This is a genomic window from Rheinheimera sp. KL1, from assembly GCF_001275035.1.
In the GTDB taxonomy this organism is placed as follows: domain Bacteria; phylum Pseudomonadota; class Gammaproteobacteria; order Enterobacterales; family Alteromonadaceae; genus Pararheinheimera; species Pararheinheimera tangshanensis.
The window spans coordinates 50,080-71,820 of the sequence record NZ_LAMX01000001.1; the positions used below are offsets into that span (position 1 = coordinate 50,080).

Here is a 21,741-nt window from a genome sequence, read left to right on the forward strand (position 1 = left end):
ATTCACTTGAGTTCGTCCATCAGACCCCATATAACCTCTGAATTCTTCTTTCAGTGGGAAACCCAAGCATGACTGAACATTTTGACTATATCGCCATAGGTGGTGGCAGCGGTGGTATCGCCAGCGCTAACAGAGCAGCCAGCCACGGCCAGAAATGCGCCATCATCGAAGCAAAATTTTTAGGTGGCACCTGCGTTAATGTGGGTTGTGTGCCCAAAAAAGCCATGTGGTTTGCCGGTCAAATTGCTGACGCTTTTAAATACGCGCCGGATTATGGTTTAGATGTACAAATGCCTGCGTTAAATTGGGGCAAATTAGTCGAAAGCCGCGAGGCTTACATCTCCCGAATTCATGCTTCTTACGACAGAGTGCTGGCCAAAAATGGGGTCACTGTGATTCGGGGGTTTGCCCGTTTTGTTGACAAAAACACAGTAGAAGTGGACGGCAAGCTCTATAGCGCCAACCATATCACCATAGCCACAGGCGGTCGTCCTGTACGCCCTGCTGTACCAGGCGCAGAACTTGGCATCGACAGTGATGGCTTTTTCGCCTTACAAAGCCAACCGAAAAGAGTTGCGGTTGTAGGTGCAGGTTATATCGCAGTAGAAATTGCTGGCGTAATGCAGGCTCTTGGCAGCGAAACTCACTTATTGGTGCGTAAAGACAAACCACTGCGCAGCTTCGATGCGATGTTATCAGACACTTTAGTAGAACTGATGACTAAAGATGGTCCTCAGCTACACTCTCATACCGAAGTGAGTTCTGTCAGTAAAAATGCCGACGGCTCTTTAACTGTAGAGTTATCTACCGGCAGTCGTTTAGCTGTCGACTGTCTGATTTGGGCTATAGGCCGCGAGCCAGCTAATGACCAGCTACAGCTGGAAAAAGCGGGTGTAAAGCTTGATCCCGAAGGCTTTATCCCGACGGACGAGTATCAGAATACCAATGTGCCTGGCATTTATGCAGTAGGTGATAATACAGGCCGTCTGGCGTTAACTCCGGTCGCGGTCGCGGCAGGACGACGTTTGTCCGAGCGGTTATTTAATAATAAACTAGACAGCAAACTGGATTACAGCACAGTGCCGACAGTAGTGTTTTCGCACCCTCCTATTGGCACTATAGGTTTAACCGAAGATGAAGCCCGTCAGCAGTTTGGTGATGACCAGATTAAGGTCTATCGCAGCGAATTTGCTGCTATGTACACGGCTTTAACCCAGCACCGTCAGTTAACACGTATGAAATTGGTCTGTGCTGGTCCAACTGAAAAAGTAGTAGGCTTGCATGTGATAGGTTTTGGCGCTGACGAAATGCTACAGGGTTTTGGTGTGGCGATAAAAATGGGCGCCACCAAAGCTGACTTTGATAATTGTGTGGCTATACATCCAACCTCAGCGGAGGAGTTTGTCACGCTCAGATAATTCACTAATCAAAACAAAGTAGTGAAAGGGATCAGGCGTAACGCCTGATCCCAAAATCCAGAATTATTTAGCTTCTACCCGGCCATATCGATCTGAAAAACGGACTATGTCGTCTTCCCCTAAGTAAGTACCGGATTGCACTTCAATTAATTCTAGCGGGATTTTCCCCGGGTTTTCTAAAGCATGCACAGCCCCGAGCGGAATATACACAGACTGATTTTCAGACAGCATGGTATCAACACCATCTATGCTAACCAGGGCCGTACCTGCCACTACTATCCAGTGCTCAGCTCTGTGGTGATGCATTTGCACTGACAGTTTCTGACCTGGATTGACCGTAATGCGTTTGACCTGATAGCGCTGTCCCTGATCAATCGAATCATACTTACCCCAGGGTCTGTAGACTTCGCGATGAATTTTATGCTCGCTGCGGTCCAGATCTTTAAGTTGCTGCACAATAGCTTTCACATCCTGCACTCTGTCTTTGGCCGCTACCAGCACTGCATCTTTGGTTTGTACTACGACCATATTCTGCAATCCGACAGTAGCCACTAAACCAGTTTCAGCAAACACATAGTTATCACTGCTGTCACAGCTCAGTACGTCGCCTTTATGCACATTGCCGTCGGTGTTTTTCGCGGAAATATCCCACAAGGAAGACCAACTTCCAACGTCGCTCCAGCGGGCATCCAAAGGCACAACCACCGCTGCTGCAGTTTTTTCCATCACGGCATAGTCAATAGATTCTGAGGGACAAGCTAAAAAGGCCTGTTGATTGACCCGGATAAAATCTAAATCCGGGTCGACCTCCAGCATAGCTTGCTCACAGGCTGCATAAATATCGGGCCTATGTTGTTTCAGCTCTGCCAGGTAGCGACTGGCTTTAAATAAAAACATGCCACTATTCCAGTAATAATCGCCACTGCTTAAATACTCCAAAGCCTTTTCAAGTCTGGGTTTTTCAACAAACTGCGCCACCTGATAAGCTTCAGCATCATTTAACTTTTTGCACGCCCCCCTTTTGATATAGCCGTAGCCTGTTTCTGCCGCTGTAGGCACAATACCAAAAGTGGCTAATTGATCGGCATTAGCAAATTCAGCTGCCGCAACAACAGCCTGTTGAAAGACATCAACATCAGCTATCACATGATCCGCAGCCAGCACCAGCAACAATGGATCCTGACCTTTTTTTATCGCGGTAAAAGCGGCAAGCGCTATAGCAGGTGCTGTATTACGACCTGCTGGCTCTAAAATGATATTGTTATTTAACTGCTTTATTTGCCTTAGCTGTTCGGCTGCGACAAAGCGGTGGTCTTCGTTACAGATCACCAGTGCAGCATCGGCATTCAGGCCCTGTAAACGCATCACAGTGGCTTGTAACATGGTGAGTTCACAGTCCAGCGTTAAGAACTGTTTTGGCATTAAATCACGAGACAAAGGCCATAATCTGCTACCAGAACCGCCCGCCATAATCACAGGTAAAATCATTCTTAATCCTTGTCTAATCAGATGAGCTGTTGTTTTATTTGTTGAAAAATACAATCTATTTGCAGATACACTAACAACATACAGAAACTTTTTCGCATTTTACCTCTCCAAAGCGGGCTTAATATGGCAAAGAATTACAATTACGCAACATTTTTGTTTGATAGCCATTCTGGGTTGCGTATAAAATCGGGTTTTGTATATCACGCAAGCTTAATGTATTGTTCAGTGGCTTTTATCACATCCCATGTAAAACGTAATAACGACAGTTAGACGAGCTTCGACTATTTGCGTTCTGCAAATTGCCATACTGAGATCAGCATTTTTCCAAAGGGTTTAGTTAAAAACCTGATTATATAACAGGAGTTTAATATGGCGATTAGTGCAGTTTTGCCATTAAAAGCAAGTGGTAGTTACGACGTCAACGACTTAAAACGCGCTCATATCTTATTTACCTCCTTGCAGACTTTTGTCGCTGCTGGAACTATCTCTGAGATTTTCGTACTGGTTCCGGCCGCAGAAGTAGAGTTGGTAAAACAGGAATATGCCTGCTGGCAATCGCTGAACATCAAAGTGATGGCGGAAGATGATTTACTGCCGGAATTCAAAAAGTATCCAAAAATGCGTGGCTGGCGTAAACAGCAACTGCTGAAAATAGCTATAGCTAATTTAGTCGAAAATGAGTTTTATCTGACGCTCGACGCTGACGTGATTTGCCTGAAATCTTTGGATGAGAGCAAACTTATTATTGATGGCAAAGCTTTATTACAATACGAACAACGAGCACAGCACCCTAAATGGTGGAAATCCTCTGCCCGTATTCTGAATATGAGCCCTGACGTAGGGCCAAAAGATCTGGGAATGACGGTCACACCAGCTCTGATGTCCAAAACCTTAAGCCAAAAGTTGATGCAGGAGTTATCACCCAACAAAGCAGGTGAAAACTGGGTCGATGCCTTGTGCTCATTGCATGACCCGGCGGATCCGAGAAACTGGTGGATAGGTCGGTTCTTAAAACTGAAGTGGACTGAATATTCGCTGTATTACCTCTGTGCTATGAAACTCGGGCTACTGGAGCACTACCACGTCATTGCAGGTACAGCGCAGACTCCAGCTCTGCTGCTGATCCATGATTCACACCCTTATGAATCCTGGAATATAGCGGGCAGCTTTGATTTGGCTAATCCTGGATTGTTTTGTGTGGTGGGCAGTAAAACCCGTTTACCACCTAAAGAAGTCTGGCAGAAGGTAGCTCCTTTTATTCAGGGCTCTGTTGTACAGCCTCCACTCTGAGCTCAATGCATATCTGTTCTAATCGCCATGCCGCGGCAAAAGAGCGGCATGGCGTCGCCTTGATCAGTTATAGGATTTGAAACGTGCCGCATCTAATATCGCAAACAGATGAGCGATAGCTCCAATAATAGCCGGGATAATTAACCACCAGAGCGCATAACCTACCACCGTAATAGCGAAAAACAGTATAGCTGCAATCAAACGCCCCTGTAGCAACTGGCCTAAACCCGGAACAAACAAGCTACATAATGCGGCTAATACATTGCCGCCCGATCCTTGTCCTGACATATCTTTTACTCCAACTCACCTTTCAATCCAGCTTAACATAACAAAAGACTCAGCAAAGCAGCAGACTTTATTTGTCACAAAACATAACGACACATTCGCCCGCTTTTAGAAAAACAAAAAGGGCGGAAAAAACCGCCCTTGTCACTTTACCACAGCACGAGGTTAAAACTCGTAGCGCACGCTCAGCAACCAACTGCTGACATCATTCGCATCAAGCTCCAGTTGCTGATACCCCAGACCAAATTTCAAATTATCCGACAGGCTATAGTTCAATTGCACCCCTAAAAACCAGTCCGTGCCATTCGTCTTCGAATACAAGGTACTATTGCCCCTGCTGCTTTCAATTTCGCTGTCCCATCTGAACAGCCCAACCGGCACTTCCACATTCCACACATCGTTTTGCCACAGCGCAAAGCGCGCAGCTGCAGTCCAGCCATCCACCAGGACCGGACTGACCGCCTTAACCAGTTCGTGGTATTGCTCCGGGGTCAGGCTGTCACCACTGAGTTGAGCGCTGGCTTCACCTAAATCCTGGTACCCCATTTCCACAGCAAAATAAGGATGCAACTTATAACCCAGGGTGATGCCATACAAGCTATCGCTGTCATCAAAGGCTGTGATAGTGCCGCTCGGAAGCTCTTCCACCAAGCGATTTTGTTTCTGATCGGCTGTGCTATGCCCAACTGAACCTTGCAGGTACCAGTCTTGTCCCTGACTCCAGGGGCTAAACGCAAGCAGTGCAACAGCAGCCACACCCATAACTGAACGGCGACGCAACATCACAGCTCCCGCTAACACCATTCCCATCCACCAGCTCATACTGCCCCCACTTGATTTGTTATCCACTACCACGTCCTGATAAGCACGCACTGTCACACTGACCGAACCTGTGGCTGAATCACCAGAGCTGTCTGTCACTGTGTAGCTGATGGTATCCACCCCATTAAAACCAGCTTTGGGTGTGTAACGCAGGCGTTGGTCGGCCTCAATGCTGACCGTTCCTTCCTGCGCACTAGCTGCAGTCACAGTCAGTACATCACCATCTGCATCTGTATCATTCGCCAGTACAGCAATCAGTAACGGGCTTCTGTCATCGGTAGAGGCCGTGTCGTTGACCGCCACTGGCGCGTTATTACTAAACACATCGACCACAACCTCGCTGCTTGCCGTGCCGCCCTTACCGTCGGTGATGCTATAAATCACTGTATCCACACCAACAAAGTCAGGGTTGGGCGTGTAGCTTAATTGCTGGTCAGGCAGAATAGTGACAGTACCAAAGCTGCTAATGGCCTGATTGACCGTTAAAGCATCGCCGTCCACATCCGAGTCATTTGCCAGCACATTGATATCGACACTAGTGTCCACTCTGACCGAAGCTTCGTCAGCGACAGCGACCGGCAGGTTATTACCATTAAGCACAACAGCTACACCACCTGGGTCGACAATAGCGCTGTTGGCAATTCCATCAGCATCGTTCGGGCCACCATCTTCGACTGTGACCTGCACACACCAGTGACCTTCGGTTAAACCTTCAGTCCAGACCGCATCACCAGGAGGAGGACAGAAACCACGTTCACCCGCCGTACTGGAGACGGAGTTACGCTCATTGCTGACAAAATCAACCCAACCAGTTACATCGCTGAATTTACGATACACCGCATTTGCAGGCACTGGTAAACGTTGTGGGATCACCAGGCTGTAGCTCTTACCTTGTTCAGGTAAACCGTAGGCGATAAAGTCAAAGATACCGCCAATATTCACCGCTACATTATCTGTAACAACGGCATCTTTGGCGATCTGCAAACCACCAGCATCAGTTTGTGCGGCAACAGTGCCCAGACGTAAACAAACTCCAGGATCACCTTCAGCCACAAACTGAGTTTGTCCAAGTAGCTCTGTCGGCATCACGTTACATTCGTTAATTGCATCCTGATAATCCGGAATACCGTCACCGTCTGAATCGGCAAAACCTTCCTGGTTATCTGGCACTAAGTCTCCGTCCGTATCAGCAGTGCCCAATGTCGGTAAGTTTGGCCGAAGCACAATAAAGACTCGGGATGTTACTGATAAATTCGGCGTACCATTATCTGTTGCAGTGTAACTAACCAGATATAAACCAGGACCTTGTTCTGTCGGATCGAAACTTAATTGGCTTTGATCTGAGGTTGCATTCGTCAGACGGCCAAAGTCCCACACGCCGGTTATTTGATCCTGAGGATTGGCATCAGTCACAGTGGCAGTGACAGTCACCACACCATCACTTTCGCTGACAGTCAGACGGTTTTCGCCATTCTGCTGCACCTGTAAAGACACCACAGGGGCGACATTCGCATCACTGACCACAATACGACTACTGCGTTTGCTGCCACGATTGACGCTGCTATCGAGCGTAATCACTATGTCTTCAGGTGAATCTGCCAACGCATCTTCCAACACGTTAAAGCGGATAGTTGTGCTCAAGCCTGAACTAATTTCTGCAACACCAGATACCAGCGTATGGTCATTAGCTCCTGCACTGCCGCTGACAGTGTAAGGGACTGACACCGGATAAACCGGAGCCGGACCGTTTAGTATCACCTGAACTTCAACTTCACTGCCTTCGGTCACCAGTTGATCTTTACTTAAAGACACCAATGGATTCACCCGAACCCGCTGCGCTTTCGTAGCTGTATTGCCATCCGCATCTGTGGCTTGCCAGTAGACGATATGCTCGCCAGGGGCGAAGAACAGACTACCATTGATCAGCGATACCCTCAGACGACGACCATTACGATCGACCGCTGTTGCAGTGCCAAGCGGTACACGGGTGAAGAGTGCTGTTGCATTCACTTCGATGTCTGCAGGTACGGTAATCACCGGCAGGTTTGACGCTGCTCCCCCTTCAATAATCAGGTTCACATCAGCAGTATCACGTCCGCCGTTACCATCAGTCAGGGTGTAACGCAGACTGACAGGGCCAACATACAGATCTGGTGTGGTCAGAGTTAAGCCCTGGGCAGTAAAGACCACAGTACCTACGGAGGTCGAAGCACCATCTATAGTCAGAGTGTCACCGTCTACATCGCTGTCATTGGCCAAAACCGCCAGTTGATACTGGTTGCTCTCAACCCGCTGCAGACTGTAACTGTCGTCTTCAGCCAGCGGATTGTCATTCACCGCAGTTACTGTGATAGCAATAGTAGCGGTCTGAGTACTGAACTCTGAATCACTGGCAATATAACTAATACTGTCAGTGCCGTTATAGTTTAGCTCTGGTGTATAAATTAACTGCGAGCCTTGCACCACTGCAGTACCATGAGCAGGCTGAGTGACTAACTCGTAGGTTAAGGTGTCGTTTTCTGGATCCTGCACCGCAAGCGTAATGCGTAAGGTAGTGTCCTCTTCAACAGAAGCCGTTGAATTACCTGGATTAACAGGCTCAGAATTATAACGTTTCAGCACTGTATCAGTAGCTGCTGCCCCGACATTACCTAGAGTGTCGGTTAAGGTCACACTGAGTTGCAGTGTGCCTTCGGCCAATGCCGTGACATTAATACCTGCCACTTGCTGAGTGGCACTGCTTACAGTACCTGAACCTGTCACCGAATTGGTGCCGTCGGACACGCTGTAGTTATAGCTTGAGCCCACTTCAGCTCCGGCAAAGACAAAACTCATCGCAGCCTGATTGGTCGCATTAATACGCTCCTGCACAATAGAGGCGCTATAACCGGCTGGAGCTAACAAGTCTATGGTAAGTTCATTGCTTGATGCATCAGTGCCTATATTGCCTTGCGCATCCGTAGCAGTCACCTGCACATCGTAAACACCATTTGTCAGTGCAGTCAGCTGATTATCAGCCAAAGTCCAGCTGCCATTGCCATTGTTGGTTAGCGTCAGAGTTTGTCCTGCCACGGTTAAACTTAAAGTAGCTGTTGCATCATCCACAGTCCCGGCCAAAGCAGGTGTTGTGTCTGCCGTAGTCAATGCTGTGACTGTGACCACAGGAGCAACAGCATCCTGAGTGATAGTCACCACATCCGCAGCAGTTGAGACGTTGCCCGCTTTATCTTTTGCGATCACAACAAAGTTGTTCTCTGTATTTGTTGTCAGAGGCGCAGCGAATGACCAGATACCAGTGGTAACAGCCCCCACTTCCGCACTGGCCAGCACAGTACTGTTATCTGCAATCCCGTCATTATCAGAGTCAGCAAACAACTCCACAGTTACGCCATCTTCACTATGAGTACCTTCGATCAGTTGGGTCGAAGTACTCACAGAAACAACTGTCGCCGGAGTTGTAATCGCAACCGCAACCGGAGCAATAGAATCTTCAGTAATAGTAGGCACATCGACTGCTACAGACTCATTACCAGCGGCATCTTCAGCGACTACCACATAGTTATGTGCTGTATCTGCGGTTAAAGCTACGTTTGGTATACTCCAGTTACCATCAGCGTCAACTATTGCATGCCCAATATCATTAACTGGGTCATCGGCTGCACCATCATTATTGTCATCGACATATAAGTTAACAGTCACACCTATTCCGCTATGCGTACCTTTAATTTCATAGCTGGCCGCATTTACAAAGACAGCAGCAGCAGGATCTGTGACTACAGTCGCAACAGGGTCAGTGGTGTCGACCTGAGCATTATCATTATTAGTTCCCGCAAAAGTCAGGACAGCGTCATTATTACCAGAATCACGAATGGTCGTGGTATTGAGGATTAAACTGTTCGCCAAAACCGCAATCCCTGAGCTATCCGTGTTCTGGCCCGCTAACACTGTGTAGCGATAAGTCAGGCTTGAGGAGCCAGTACCACTGAAATAACCTGCGACTAAATTGGAACCTCCAATCTCGATACCCAACGTAGAATCAGTGCCTGTGACCGTTACCGTATCATCGAATGTCACAGTGAAATCTATGGTCTCTCCGGCTTTGTAGTTGCCATCCGCAATAGTCACTGTAGTAATAGCTGGCACATTGGCATCTTTAATCACAGTATCTGTCACAGCTGGAGTACTGACGTTACCAGCTGCGTCAGTTAAAGTCAGGCTCAGAGTTAAGGTACCGTCATTTAATCCACTGACGTCAACAGCTATAATTTGTTGTCCGGCAGAGGCAACAACAAAACTGTCGTTTACAGCTACACCACCGCTATTACTGTTAATGCTGTACTCTGCCGTTGCTCCAGTTTCAGCACCAGAGAGAGTAAAGCTCACTCCAGCTTGGTTTGCGTCAGTAATAGGATCCTGATCAAAAGAGACACTACTAATAGCTGGCGCTGTCGTATCAATCACTATCGCCAGAGGATCCGAATCCACACTTTGGTTACCTGCAATATCTGTAGCCATCACCACCAGATTTTGATTCCCCGCAGATAATCCGGTTAAATTCAGACTGTAAGCTCCGTTACTATCCGCGCCGACATCAGTTAAACCGCCATCAAGACTGGAACGGGCTCTGACTGTAGCGTTGGCTTCGACCGCATTACTGGCACCTTGCAAGGTGATATTCTGCAGCTTAGTCAGGTTATCTGAATTACTGTCACCCGAGTCCGAGGCATCTGCTAAATCAGGAGTCGCAGGTTTAGCAGGGGCTGTTGTATCAATAGTCACAGATAAACCTGAAGAAGCTGCAGACTGATTGCCCGCCGCATCCCTAGCTTTAGCCGTCAGGGTATGGCTACCTTCACTCAGCGCTGGACTTACTGTAATGCTCCAGCTCCCCCCTGTAGCCGCAGCTGAGCCTAAAGACGTTACGCCGTCTGTATCATACAAAGTTACAGTACTGCCCGCTTCTGCTGTACCAGTCAGTGTCGGCGTAGTGTCGTTGGTAATATTATCGGTAGAGCTTGCACCTGAATCAGAGGCTGTCGCTAAATCCGGGGTTGAAGGTGCGTTAGGCGCTGTTGTATCTATCACCAGCGCTTTATTTGCACCTAATGAACCTGCCGCACCAGGGGTTGGTAAAGTTAATACGGCATCGACTGCCGAGCCGTCCTGAATAGTGCCGCTGTTAAGACTCAACGCGTTCACCGAAACATAATCCAGGTCACTGCTGGTATCGCCAGCCTGTACTGTATAGGTAAAGGTTAGAGTGGAAGTTCCTGAACCACCGCTAAAGTCGATGGCTCTGTCTGTCGCACCTGTATCTAAAGTAAGCTGAGGCGTGCCAGCAACCGTGACATTGGCACTAAAATTCACCTGCACAGTCACTGTATCGCTTGCGGTATAGGCACCATCTGCTGTGGATGCAGTCACTGAAGTCACTATCGCCGGAACTCCGCTGGCAGTGATACCATTGCTAGTCAAATCTGCAACACTTACAGCTGCATCAGCGCCAGCAGCCCAATCTTCAGCTGCAGCGAGGTTGTAAGTAACAGAGCCAGCTGAACTGGTGCCATTTTTGTTAATACGGCTTACTAAAGCCGTTCTGTCAGTCCCATTGAGGGTAACGCTAAAGGTGGTTGCAGAACTTATCTCTACACTGCCTGACGTCAGGCTGTAGCTGCTTGCGTCGCCGCTGATACTCAGTTTACTGACATCAATATCATTATTAGCGCCTGATAACTGGAGGAAATTGCTGCCAGAAACAACTAATGCCCCTGTAACCGCATTGTAGGCTGCACTGGTGATCGCAGGAACCGAAACATTGCTGACCGTGATTCCATTACCCGTTAAATCCGCCACGTTAACCGCTGCATCAGCACCTGCAGCCCAGTCTTCTGCTGCGGCTATATTGTATGTGGTGCCTCCTGTTGATGCAGTACCGTTTTTATTGATACTCATCCCAAGAGCTGCCCTGTCAGTTGCGCTTAAGGTTAAAGTAGCACTGGTACCTGATGTAACCTCTACATCAGCAGTATCAGTCAGGGAGTAAGAACCACCACCCTCTACAGTGAATGTAAACATAGATGCGTCTATGTCGTTCGTAGCTCCGCTTTTTCTCAGGAACCCCGTCCCTGTAAGGACTAACGCCCCCGTACTGGCGTTGTAGCTGGAGCTAGTCAGTTGTGGTATTGCCACATTACTGACAGTGATGCCATTGCCTGTCGTATCAGCAATCACGACCGCTGCATCAGCACCATTATTCCAATCTTCAGCCGCGGCCAGATTGTAAGTTGTGCCGCTGGTGGAACTGGTGCCGTTTTTATTCACCATCAGGTTCACGCCCGCCTTATCCGTAGCACTTAGCGTGACACTGGCATTGGTGCCAGAGCTAATTTCAACATTTGCGGTATCGGTCAAAGTGTAGGTCGCGCCCCCCTCACCTGTCAGGGTCAGCTTATTGGCAATAATATCGTTAGTGGCTCCTGATCGTTTTAATAAACCAGTACCGGAGAGCGCTAGTACGCCAGTGTCGGCATCATAGGTGGCCGATGTGACGGTCGGGGCTGGTACATTGCTCACTGTCAGCGCATTGGTTGCGTCAACACTATTACCCGCTGTAACCGAAGAATTCCAGTCTTCTGCTCCTGCCAGATTAAAAGTAGTATTTCCTGTTGAAACGGTGCCAACTTTATTTAGTATTGGGTGCAAGGCGGTCTGGTCTGTAGCATTTAATGTCACGCTAAAGGCGGTGCTACTGCTTGCTGTCACATTGCCCGAGGTCAATGTGTGTGTGGTGCCACCTTCACCGGTTATGGTGAGTTTACTGACATCTATGGTATCGCCCGAAGTCAGATTGGTGGCAGTCACTGCCAAGGTCTGAGTCGCTACGTTATAGGTAGCGTTACTGATTTGGGGCAAAAGCTTTTTATTATCGACTGTAAAGTCAACGATTCGCAGTGCTTGGAACACGTCAGGGTTGGTGCAACCAGATGCGATCACCCTGAAATGGGTCAGTTGTTTGCCTGCTATATTCGTCAGAGTAATAGCTGTAGGGCCTGCACCTGAGAGCGTAAAAGTATCAGTCTCAGAGCCTGAACTGGTATAGCCCTTTACTTCTGCCGAGCTACAAGAGGCGCCATTATTAGTACCAAAGCGAATTTGTGTCAGTTCAAAACTCACCACTTCATCATTGGCCGCAAAGTCTAAATGGCCAGAGGGACCGTTTTGACTAAAATCCAGATAAAAACTTTGGCCTGTTGTATCGTTATAGGCATAAACATTGGCACTGCCAGTAAAACGGATATCCGTATCTGTTGATGTAAAACCTAATGAGGAGTTAAAACAATTACTTGAGCAAAAATCAGTATCAATATAAGTTTTAGTGGCTAATACGCTACTAAAATCCGCCAGCGCTTTGGGGCTAAAAGCCAAGGTACTTTGAATATCGCCTTGCTGAATTTCCAAATCCCAGTCACCGCCCAAGTCAGCAGCGCCGGTTTTATCGCTCGAGGCCGCCACGTCCAGATGAGTAGCAGAGCTAAAAAGCTCCAGTAATTCCTGGCCTTGAGCACCTGCAGCCAAATCGCATCCGTATAACAGTAAGTCGCCACCTGCCACTACGGATTGATTTAACTGGCGTAACAGATCAGGATGTTCCGAGAGTAATATGCTGTCTATGCTGCTGTTGCCTAACAGGATTTTTCCCTGCTCTGCATGTGACACTAAATGCACGGCCTGTAATCCGCTGTAGTTTTGCAGTACCTGCTGCAGTTGCAACATCCCATCCTGCACGTCGTTAAGCTCCACCACATCCACGCCGGGTTTTAATGACCTGTACAAAGTTGCTTTGTCGGGTACATCGGCGTCAATAATCACCAGTTCCCGCACCTGCTGACCCTGCGTAAGCTGGGGTGCATGCTCTACAGGTGAGGCTTGTGCCGTCTCTTTGGCTTTCAAGTCCAGCAGCGAAGCAGGCAGCCATTGTGGTGTTGGCACAACAGGTTGGTTACGGGATGCCATCGAGGCGTAACCACCCAATGGCATTAACAAGCCGATTAATCCACTTAACAGAGTTTTATTCATGATCCCGTCCTGCTCCGGTTTGCCCGGATTGCTGTTCCTGTTGTGTTTTTTTGGCACTGATACTATGCGCAGCTGTGCCAGTGCTATCCAGCCAAAAATCCATGTCCTGATATTTCACAAATAAATCCGGCGGTAAAATACTGCGCCGAACCTTATGCTCTACTTTGCGTTTCACCTGATGCAGGCCCTTTACGCCAAGCTGAAGGTCAAACTCATTTTCCTGATAATCCACGTTATCCAGATCGTGTTGAAAATAGGGCTCATCCAGAAACTTATAGATTAACTGTAAAGTTTTTTCCGGGTATCTGGTTAACACATCGTAGTCAACTAACAGCAATCTGTCAGAAAACTCACCGTAATAGGCTTCTTTTAATGCAGTCCAGGCGCTTCCAACTGAACCGCCAGCGCTCATTAAGGCTTCAGAGCGGCTATATACCGTCTGCCGCGAATTAGCATTGAACATGCGGCTGTAATCAAAGGGATTTTTGCGATAGATGGTTTCAAAGCTATCCATAATCCAGGCAGGGTTACGCACGCAACAAATCACTTTAAAGTCATCAAACAATTCAACCAATTGGTGCAAACGTGCAGTCCATTGACGATTGGTATCAAAAATTACCTGATGTTCTTTATCGGCGTAATAAGCCTCGAACAAAGATTTGCAAATACGCTTACGCTTGCTTTCATCAAAAAATGAATAGGATTCGCTATTTGCGCCCATCTGCTCCAGCGCTCCATTCAGCAAACCCGCAACCGGGCTACTCATGGCAGCATGAAAACGAGGATTTTGGCGCAGAATACCTGCCAGCAAGGTTGATCCGGAGCGAGGCAAACCTGAGATAAAATGAAACTTCGTCATTGAACTACCACAATTAATATTCAGAAAAAGGGGAAATGCAGTGCATTCCCCCAGCTTGCCCTTAGTTACGTGTTGGATAAAGTCCAGCAGAGCATATACAAGGGTTTAAAACCTGCGTTGGAGGAATAATGGAAAAAGCTGTTGAGCCACCGTTATTACCCACAGCTACTGTTCCACCTGTGATACCGCCACCTCCACCCGATACAGTTAGCCCAGCCAAATCAAATGTCTGAGCCGGCGCTGCACCACTGTAATAAATATACTCTGGTTTGTCCTGAGGCCCCGACGTTGCATTGACTGCTGCTGTCGCCAGATAAGCACCGGCTGCCGGGGAACTGGAGGTGGCATCCACCACTGCAGCTTTTAGTGTGGCTGTCAGTGGTTGACCAGCACTACCTCCGGTTGGTGTAAAAGTAGCAGCGTGGTTATGTATTGGCATCTCTGCCAGTGTGAGCGTATGCCCCTCAGTGCCGAATGTTTGACCAACAACTCGGTTAGAAGTCAAACCAGGACCTAAGCCTTGCCCCATGCGGCTACGTCCGCGTAGATCCGGAACCCCAAAGGTAGCTCGCCCGTCCCCACCATAAACGACACCAAGCAATGAATATAAAGCATTGTTTTGACTGATTTGCACTAACTGCCCATTGCAGGCTAACCAGTTCCGCGGAGCCCAGGCAAAAGCAAAATCTACAACCAACCCTAAATCGGCATCCATAAGTATCTCCTGTTGATATTTTTAATTCGCCAGAACTCTAATGCAGCACCATGCCCGCATCCAGTCCATAGCGCTCAGCAAAAGCAACAGCAGAAAACACCCCTTCAGCCGCTGCAATAACATCCAATCGTACCGCTCCATCGTTACAAATAATGATCACTCCTTCAGGCTCGGCAACCATGACTACAGTACCAGGTAAGGCGCCATAAGCAGGGTAAGCTGCTGCGGTCGCCTGAATCAACCTAAGTTGTTGATTATTAAAAACAAAAAATGCACCACCAAAAACTCCGTTACAAGCGCGGCACAAATTACTTATCTGAGAGGCTGTCATCTGCTGCCATCTGATCCGGCAATCCTCCACGGAGGGGACAGGAGCGTACTGAGACAGACCTGTCTGGACAACACCAGCGATTTTTCCTTGCTCTATTGATTTGGCTAATTCCAATACAAGCTCAGGCGCTATTTGTGAAACATGATTCATCAAGGTGCCATAGTTATCCAGAGGATGGATCTGAAACGCCTGCTGTATCACTATATCTCCCGCATCAATTTGATCTGTCGCACGATGTATAGATAAAGCACTATTAACCTGACCGGCTTTTAATTGCCAAAAAACCGGACAAGGCCCCCGAAACATTGGCAAAGCAGACGGATGAATATTAAAAGTGCCAAACTGGACTGCCTCAAGTACATCCACAGGCAACTTATACCTAAAAGAAAAAATCAACGATAGATTTGCTTCGCGTTGACCCAGCCAGAATTTTACTGGTACTGCAGTTTCAGGCGAGAAAACGAATAAAGGTATTGCCGCGTTCTGTAGAACACTCAGCAAGTGCTGACTCTGGTAACTCTGTGGCTCACAAATAACCACTCCAGCCAACCATTGTTTTTGCATCAATAATGTGATGAGCGGCAGAGACAAAGTACTGTTACTGAATACAACAATGCGCCAGGGAATCATCATTGACATCAGGAAACCTCATGAGTTGGCAGAAAACCAGGTAACCCATTCTGTCGGTAATAAAATTTGATTCTGTCGCCACTTTTCACCAGCAAATCACCGGATCTGCTTTCGGAGGGTACAAAATCAATACAAACACAAAGATCTGGCAGGGGATGAGTAATTCCGGAGTCGTATTCCCGTAATACCTCATCCTGATATAGCTGCAACTCCGTCGTCAAAAGCAATAAAGGATGTTTCATCTGAACCGGTAACTGCGGTATGGTAATGGTATTCGCCTCAATCAGAGTGGTAAACTGGTCTAAATGCAGTTCTTTCAACTGCTGCAGCGACTCTCTGTTAATAGTTAAAACATCTCCCAAAACAACACGCATTTGAAGTAGTCCTGGATCCATATTCTCGGCTCTCAGATCCTCCTGCCCCTTCCACTGCTCGATAAATTCCTGTTGCCCCTGACTCACAACAGCCTGAACTTTCACTTGTTGTGGTAACATATCCCCATCCTGACTCAGAAACTTAGTCAGATGTCTTGCTATAGCCAGATGCCCTTCTCTGCTCAAGCCATGTTGCATAGCCTCCAGCACCAGCAAATCTATAGAGTGTGGTGGGAAATACTGGCAAGCGTCAGCGCAGACTATAGATTCAACAAATTCTGACAACTCTAAATCACGTACTACAGCGGCTACACTCTCTGTAGCTCCCTGTTGCACATCAAGCAGTATTATTTTTAGCTGCGCTGGCGAGTACAAACCTTGTGTTTTGTAGTAGCTAAGCAATGGTAAAAGCAGCGGTGCAAATGGCCCGCAAGCGGGGTACAACAGATAAATACATTTTTGTTGTTTTCTTTCTGTCAGAGCTTTGTCAATAGCACGCCAGAACGCCCTGACCCGCAGATCATCCTGTATAGTATGAATGCACTGATCCGGAGACATGACAAGCCCGGTAGGACCTATCATTTGTCTTTTTCTAAGCTTTGGGTTAATTGGCAGATCGTGATAGAGGTCAATCAACCTTTCATTTAGCTTCCTCAGAACAGCTTTATATTCAGAGCGGAGAACTAATCCCTCAGACAAGATCAAGGATGCAGCCTGAGAACAAAGCTCAGCTAAGTTGCACTGAACCTTGGCTTCAGTCTCTATCAATGGGTTTATGGTTTGATTGGTAAGTTGCTGGCGAATCAGAGCATTCAAATCCGCTGTACGAAATAAAGCCTCGAGTGGCTTAACCTCTGGGTTCAGCACATCCTGATAACACTCTAAAGTCTTTTCGTCCAAGTTTGACATAAAATCCCTGTAAAAAAATTCACATACAGTACAACCAGACTAGCAGTACTTTAAAATTCGTCCACATTATCAGTACATAATAAGGTCGAAAACTTTCAAATCCGCCAATACAGTACAGAACTGCACATTCAGTAAATTTGATAGAAACATCCATTTTTGTAAAGGGTATCGGAACAAAAATAGAAAATCCAGTATATTTTTAATACATACCGGCACTTTTATTAACATTCACACTGCACCTATAAGCAATTCAAAATAGTCTGGTTTAGTTTCTCAAATGACTGTTCTGTATCTTCGAAGTTCTTCGTATAGCGGAAATAAAACGTTAATCTGCTTCTTTTCTGTAGGAGTGAAAAGCTGTCGCTTCTTTTTTTCATCAGCTTTAAACTGTTGATCAGGAATTTTCACATTTTCGTTTAGCAGACGTTTTAATTTGTCGTGATCAGAATCGGTCATGAGTACTGGGTTTATACCAGTCATGCGTAACAGTGTACTGGCAGATAAATCGGCGTAATCGAAAACCAAAACTCTGATTTTGTGAGTCTTTATAACCTGAAGCATTTGCGACATCAGTTGCTTTAATACCTCAATCCGCCAGCCAAGAAGACTCGCTTCAGGATGAAAACTCACTGAGGAAGGTATATTTTGATTAGGGACCATATGCCGCCCTGCGCCATTCAAGATATGAGACGCCAGAATCTCTTCCGGATGCCTAAATAAAAAGATCTGCCGTGCCATGGGAGAGGACTGACATATCTCCGAAAAATAGGCTAAATCCCAACAATTCCACTTAATGACTAATTGTTTTTCCTGACTGGTAAGTCGGCCCTGCAAACTAATAAGTAGTTGCAGATAATGCTGACGCTCCGCTGCGGGTTGATTTGTATTTAACAAAAACTCCGTCAAAACCGGAGACTCAGATAGCAGTCTGCTGCCTGCGAGCAAATGAAAGGCCCTTGCTGCCAATGTGGAACCACAACGTGAAAGATGGAAAATGTTGACCGTCTGCCGATTCTCTTCGACCCACTCAGTATCCACTGAGGCTAAAGCAACCTTAGGACGCAGCATGGTTTGAACCAGACCGCTTCTCAATTTAACAAGATGATCAGCAAAAAATGCGCTGTCTGTCATAGCATTAGCTGGCATCCAGAGCAATTCCTCCAACGCATTGTTATATCTGTAAGGTTCCCAAAGCTTGTAGAAATCTGGATTCAGAGGTCTCAATGCAGAACTGTTAATATCTGCGATACAAGATCGCAATGTCGCACCATCTAAGCCAGTGTTAAACGCCAGACGCGCGTATAAAATTTCTGGTCGCTCAGTCTTCAAGAGCTCAGAGAGCATCTCTTTTCTATGCAACAGAGCATAGAGCTTTAGTACTTTATCTTGTTCTGCTGTCATGGACTTACAGGATAAAAATTTATGTACTGAGTTATGCGAGGAAAGTTTGCCCTGTTAGGGCTGCTACCATGAGGCAAGGCATGATGCCAGATGATCAAATCTCCGGCCTTTGCTGCAATAGCCTTGACGGGCCAGTCTGCCCACTGCTGCTGTTGTAACTCAAACTCAGATTTACCCTGACTCTTGATCCAGTCTTCTGCTTTTAAATGAAAGCCCGGTACACAACAAAAAGCACCTTGCTGTTCTGTGGTGTCCGTCAAATAAATTAAACCCTGAGTCGCAAATTCAACAGGGGCGCGAAGCGGCATATCCCAGTGCAAATCCGGACCAGGAAATCTCCAGTCTGGGGTCTGAGGCGGATTAAAACTTACCCTGTCGGTGCTCATCACAAGATCTGTTCTTTGCCAAAGCTGCTCAAAAAACTGTCTGATCAGTGGCACTTCACGGTTAGCATCTAAAGCCGGATGACGAAACAGCGGTAGCATAATTTTTTCACATAATCCCAAATGCCGGTACCAGCTTTTGGGATCCTCTGGCGAAGCCTGCAGAAAACTCCAGATAGCAACCCTGCTTTGTTCGCATTGTTCCGGTGTTAATACGGCTGGAATCACCAGATAACCAAATTGTTGCCAGAACGCCAATTGTTGCTCCGACAGCACTGAGGGTATTTTTTTACTTTGCTGTCCAGCGGCAAGTGTAATCAGTTGCTGATTGATTTGCTGCTTTTGATCCTCGCTTAGAGATAGCAGCCGCACTTCCTGCTGTAACTCAGACAGTCTGTCGCAGCGGTATAACAGCTGCAACCCAGGATGTAATCCTAAACCAGCCAGATCCAATAGAGCTCTGTCGAGTAACCATTCGTCTTCAGGTAATGCAACAGGGAGCTTTAACTTCTTGATCTGCGTTTTTTGCCACAATCTGTAGAAATGAAACAGCCCTTCGACACTCAAATCGTCGCTTGCGGCCAAGTGAAGCGCTGTATTTTGATAATCTATCCGCCATAGCGGAATTTGCCCGGACTGATAACTAAACTCCAATACTGAACCTGGTTTAAGCAACAGATCCTTGCGATATTTTGCCAGCGTCAGTTGGCTTTGCTTGTCCACTAACCCAAACTGCTTATAGACCTGAATTGCAGTGTTCAATTTAAGATCGACCGGGCCAGGTTCAAGTTCAGGCAAGAGTATTCTGGCTTGTAATACCTCTGAATGACCTTGAGCCAGCGCTTTAGCAGTATCCAGAGCTAAACAAAATACCGGCCCTAAGCACTGTTGTTGCAGACCTTGTTTGTCCTGCCATTCCAATTCTGCCGACAACAGTACTTGCTGTGGGATCAGGCTGCCACCCTCTTTCAGGCAATGCTGTAAATTGACAAAAATCTGCACTTGAGGCTCTTGTTCCAAAAATTGATTCATGGTTTCAGACAAGATCAGGTCATAGGTAGTACCTGATTGCGGTTGCCACACAGTTGCATCAGCACAAACCCAGTCAGAAATTCTGTCTTCAAGTTTCAGCGTTTCACATAAACCACGAAAACTGTCCAATGAAAATTGATGAATATCCAGGGCAGTCACCTGAACTTGCTGCGCACTGAAGAGACTGAGTAGGGGCAATATCAGCCAGCCCAAAGGCCCTGTGCCAGCATACAGCACCTGTACTGGTCGTTCAGGTGAAAGACGTTCCTGCACCGCCATATAAACGGCCTGCATAAAGACTCTGCTTCGCTCAATATCCTCAGCGCACTGAGCCGCTGTAGTTGGCGATACAGCTTTACCATAAGGAGTCAGGGTGAATTCCAAATCTTTAAATTCGTCAGGATGCAACACCAGGTCCAGGTGTTGGCACAAGGTATTTAGCAATGAAACAATCAAAGGCCGTGCATCAGCAGCCCCCTGACACTGCAGTATCCGGGTGGAAAACTGTGATAGCAGCTTTTCAGTCAGCTCTGGATAATTTTGTACTCCATCCGGCATAAATTTGATCCTTTAATTCGTCATTGACCACACAGTCCAGTACCAGATTGATACGGCACTCTGAACCTTTGTTTTCTACCTGGTGTACCTGATCAGCATTGATGTACCATAATTCCCCCGCTTGCATAGGCACTTGCTGTTGATTGACAAAAAATTTCAGTAATTCATTGGTTTGAAGAGGTAAATGCAAACGAGCTTCCCCCTCCTCCAAACATAAGCCATGGTCACGGTGGGGTTTAATTTCGGCACCAGGGTGTAAGCGCATCAGCCGCACAGACTTCACCTGATAAGGCAAAGCCGTTACAAAACGCAGCAAGGCAGGACTTTGCTCTAAGTGCGGCAAATTGCTCCAGCCCTCACTGGCGTAGAGAGCAAAACTTTGCAAAATGCCGTGTGCATGCAAATGTTCTGACGCACAGCGCAAAGGCAATACATCCCATCCGCCCTGATAATCTCTTTGATTCACATGGGCATGCCACTGCAACTGCAGCAACAATTCCAGTTCATGGCGCATTTGTTGAAATTCGGCCACAAGGCCAAGCAAAGCAAAACTACAAATAGTCATGGCTAAGTCGTTATTTTTGTTTTATAAAAATCTAGGCTAGCAGAAAAGGGAACAAATAAAGACTATCGGGAACAAATTAATTGACGCCAGCCAACACAACCGCATAAATTTGGAGAGGGAAAAATGACTGAGCCACTGCAAAAGGTGTTAGCTTTTTTCAACGAGATAGGTATCGCTTACCAAATACAACCTCTGGCTGGGCCCAGCTTTTTGCCTGGCGCACAGATTAAAAATGGCGGGCTGTGCATAGACCCAACCCGACTCGCTTACCCCGGAGATTTGTTGCACGAAGCAGGTCATATAGCGGTAATGCCAACAGTTCAGCGCCACTTACTGAACGATAACGTGAATGAATCTGCCAATCAGGGGCCAGCCGAAGAAATGGCTGCTATCGCCTGGTCATGGGCGGCTTTAGTGTATTTAAACTTGCCGCCTGAATTTTTATTCCATGCCGAAGGTTATAAAGGCGGCTCAGAAGCTTATATCACCGCCTTTTCAACAGGAGGTGGTTTTGGTTATCCGCTATTAAGCTGGTATGGCATGTGCGAACAGCCATCTGCTGCAGATGGCTATCCACAAATGAAGCTTTGGTTAAGGCCATAAAT

Annotated in this window: 13 protein-coding genes; 3 read left to right on the forward strand and 10 right to left on the reverse strand. The window is 47.1% G+C overall.

Features of this window, described 5'->3' with window-relative positions:
* The first annotated feature begins 68 nt into the window (after window positions 1–68).
* Window positions 69–1,418, forward strand: coding sequence for a glutathione-disulfide reductase (gene gorA / locus WH43_RS00265; protein ID WP_053422665.1), 1,350 nt, complete (start codon window positions 69–71; stop codon window positions 1,416–1,418).
* A 63-nt stretch (window positions 1,419–1,481) separates the two neighbouring features.
* On the opposite strand, the gene WH43_RS00270 is transcribed toward gorA, so the two are convergent.
* A complete protein-coding gene (locus WH43_RS00270; RefSeq protein ID WP_053422666.1) occupies window positions 1,482–2,906 on the reverse strand; it encodes a mannose-1-phosphate guanylyltransferase/mannose-6-phosphate isomerase in 1,425 nt (474 codons plus the stop codon).
* 369 nt (window positions 2,907–3,275) lie between these two features.
* On the opposite strand from WH43_RS00270, the gene WH43_RS00275 reads away from it, so the two are divergent.
* Window positions 3,276–4,196, forward strand: a complete 921-nt coding sequence (locus tag WH43_RS00275; RefSeq protein ID WP_053422667.1) for a DUF6492 family protein — start codon at window positions 3,276–3,278, stop codon at window positions 4,194–4,196.
* A gap of 63 nt (window positions 4,197–4,259) precedes the next feature.
* On the opposite strand, the gene WH43_RS00280 is transcribed toward WH43_RS00275, so the two are convergent.
* From WH43_RS00280 to WH43_RS00320, 9 genes are all read right to left on the reverse strand, one after another.
* Window positions 4,260–4,484: a hypothetical protein gene (locus WH43_RS00280; RefSeq protein ID WP_053422668.1), complete on the reverse strand. Its 225-nt coding sequence runs from the start codon at window positions 4,482–4,484 to the stop codon at window positions 4,260–4,262.
* 162 nt (window positions 4,485–4,646) lie between these two features.
* Window positions 4,647–13,379: an Ig-like domain-containing protein gene (locus WH43_RS00285; protein WP_053422669.1), complete on the reverse strand. Its 8,733-nt coding sequence runs from the start codon at window positions 13,377–13,379 to the stop codon at window positions 4,647–4,649.
* Window positions 13,372–14,238, reverse strand: coding sequence for a sulfotransferase family protein (locus WH43_RS00290; RefSeq protein WP_082335605.1), 867 nt, complete (start codon window positions 14,236–14,238; stop codon window positions 13,372–13,374). The genes WH43_RS00285 and WH43_RS00290 overlap by 8 nt, the downstream gene beginning before the upstream one ends.
* A 61-nt stretch (window positions 14,239–14,299) precedes the next feature.
* The gene (locus WH43_RS00295; protein WP_053422670.1) at window positions 14,300–14,953 is read right to left on the reverse strand and encodes a phage tail protein; all 654 of its coding nucleotides are present in this window, start codon (window positions 14,951–14,953) and stop codon (window positions 14,300–14,302) included.
* 37 nt (window positions 14,954–14,990) lie between these two features.
* Window positions 14,991–15,923 carry a methionyl-tRNA formyltransferase gene (locus tag WH43_RS00300; protein WP_053422671.1) on the reverse strand — a complete coding sequence of 311 codons (933 nt, stop codon included), beginning with the start codon at window positions 15,921–15,923 and terminating at the stop codon, window positions 14,991–14,993.
* Window positions 15,923–17,197, reverse strand: coding sequence for an SAM-dependent methyltransferase (locus tag WH43_RS00305; protein WP_053422672.1), 1,275 nt, complete (start codon window positions 17,195–17,197; stop codon window positions 15,923–15,925). Before WH43_RS00305 ends, WH43_RS00300 begins: the two co-directional genes overlap by 1 nt.
* A 273-nt stretch (window positions 17,198–17,470) precedes the next feature.
* Window positions 17,471–18,598 carry a hypothetical protein gene (locus WH43_RS00310; RefSeq protein ID WP_053422673.1) on the reverse strand — a complete coding sequence of 376 codons (1,128 nt, stop codon included), beginning with the start codon at window positions 18,596–18,598 and terminating at the stop codon, window positions 17,471–17,473.
* Window positions 18,595–20,571, reverse strand: coding sequence for a phytanoyl-CoA dioxygenase family protein (locus WH43_RS00315; protein ID WP_053422674.1), 1,977 nt, complete (start codon window positions 20,569–20,571; stop codon window positions 18,595–18,597). Before WH43_RS00315 ends, WH43_RS00310 begins: the two co-directional genes overlap by 4 nt.
* Window positions 20,534–21,136, reverse strand: a complete 603-nt coding sequence (locus WH43_RS00320; protein WP_053422675.1) for an aspartyl/asparaginyl beta-hydroxylase domain-containing protein — start codon at window positions 21,134–21,136, stop codon at window positions 20,534–20,536. Before WH43_RS00320 ends, WH43_RS00315 begins: the two co-directional genes overlap by 38 nt.
* A 123-nt stretch (window positions 21,137–21,259) precedes the next feature.
* On the opposite strand from WH43_RS00320, the gene WH43_RS00325 reads away from it, so the two are divergent.
* Window positions 21,260–21,739 carry a hypothetical protein gene (locus WH43_RS00325; RefSeq protein ID WP_053422676.1) on the forward strand — a complete coding sequence of 160 codons (480 nt, stop codon included), beginning with the start codon at window positions 21,260–21,262 and terminating at the stop codon, window positions 21,737–21,739.
* The last annotated feature ends 2 nt before the right edge of the window (window positions 21,740–21,741 follow it).

Bases quoted from the DNA above. Each gene is read 5' to 3' on its own strand.
- WH43_RS00325 (WP_053422676.1), top strand. From the start codon at position 21,260: ATGACTGAGCCACTGCAAAAGGTGTTAGCTTTTTTCAACGAGATAGGT.
- WH43_RS00270 (WP_053422666.1), bottom strand. From the start codon at position 2,906: ATGATTTTACCTGTGATTATGGCGGGCGGTTCTGGTAGCAGATTATGG.
- WH43_RS00290 (WP_082335605.1), bottom strand. From the start codon at position 14,238: ATGACGAAGTTTCATTTTATCTCAGGTTTGCCTCGCTCCGGATCAACC.
- WH43_RS00310 (WP_053422673.1), bottom strand. From the start codon at position 18,598: ATGACAGCAGAACAAGATAAAGTACTAAAGCTCTATGCTCTGTTGCAT.
- WH43_RS00300 (WP_053422671.1), bottom strand. From the start codon at position 15,923: ATGTCAATGATGATTCCCTGGCGCATTGTTGTATTCAGTAACAGTACT.
- WH43_RS00275 (WP_053422667.1), top strand. From the start codon at position 3,276: ATGGCGATTAGTGCAGTTTTGCCATTAAAAGCAAGTGGTAGTTACGAC.
- WH43_RS00305 (WP_053422672.1), bottom strand. From the start codon at position 17,197: ATGTCAAACTTGGACGAAAAGACTTTAGAGTGTTATCAGGATGTGCTG.
- WH43_RS00315 (WP_053422674.1), bottom strand. From the start codon at position 20,571: ATGCCGGATGGAGTACAAAATTATCCAGAGCTGACTGAAAAGCTGCTA.
- gorA (WP_053422665.1), top strand. From the start codon at position 69: ATGACTGAACATTTTGACTATATCGCCATAGGTGGTGGCAGCGGTGGT.
- WH43_RS00320 (WP_053422675.1), bottom strand. From the start codon at position 21,136: ATGACTATTTGTAGTTTTGCTTTGCTTGGCCTTGTGGCCGAATTTCAA.
- WH43_RS00280 (WP_053422668.1), bottom strand. From the start codon at position 4,484: ATGTCAGGACAAGGATCGGGCGGCAATGTATTAGCCGCATTATGTAGC.
- WH43_RS00285 (WP_053422669.1), bottom strand. From the start codon at position 13,379: ATGAATAAAACTCTGTTAAGTGGATTAATCGGCTTGTTAATGCCATTG.
- WH43_RS00295 (WP_053422670.1), bottom strand. From the start codon at position 14,953: ATGGATGCCGATTTAGGGTTGGTTGTAGATTTTGCTTTTGCCTGGGCT.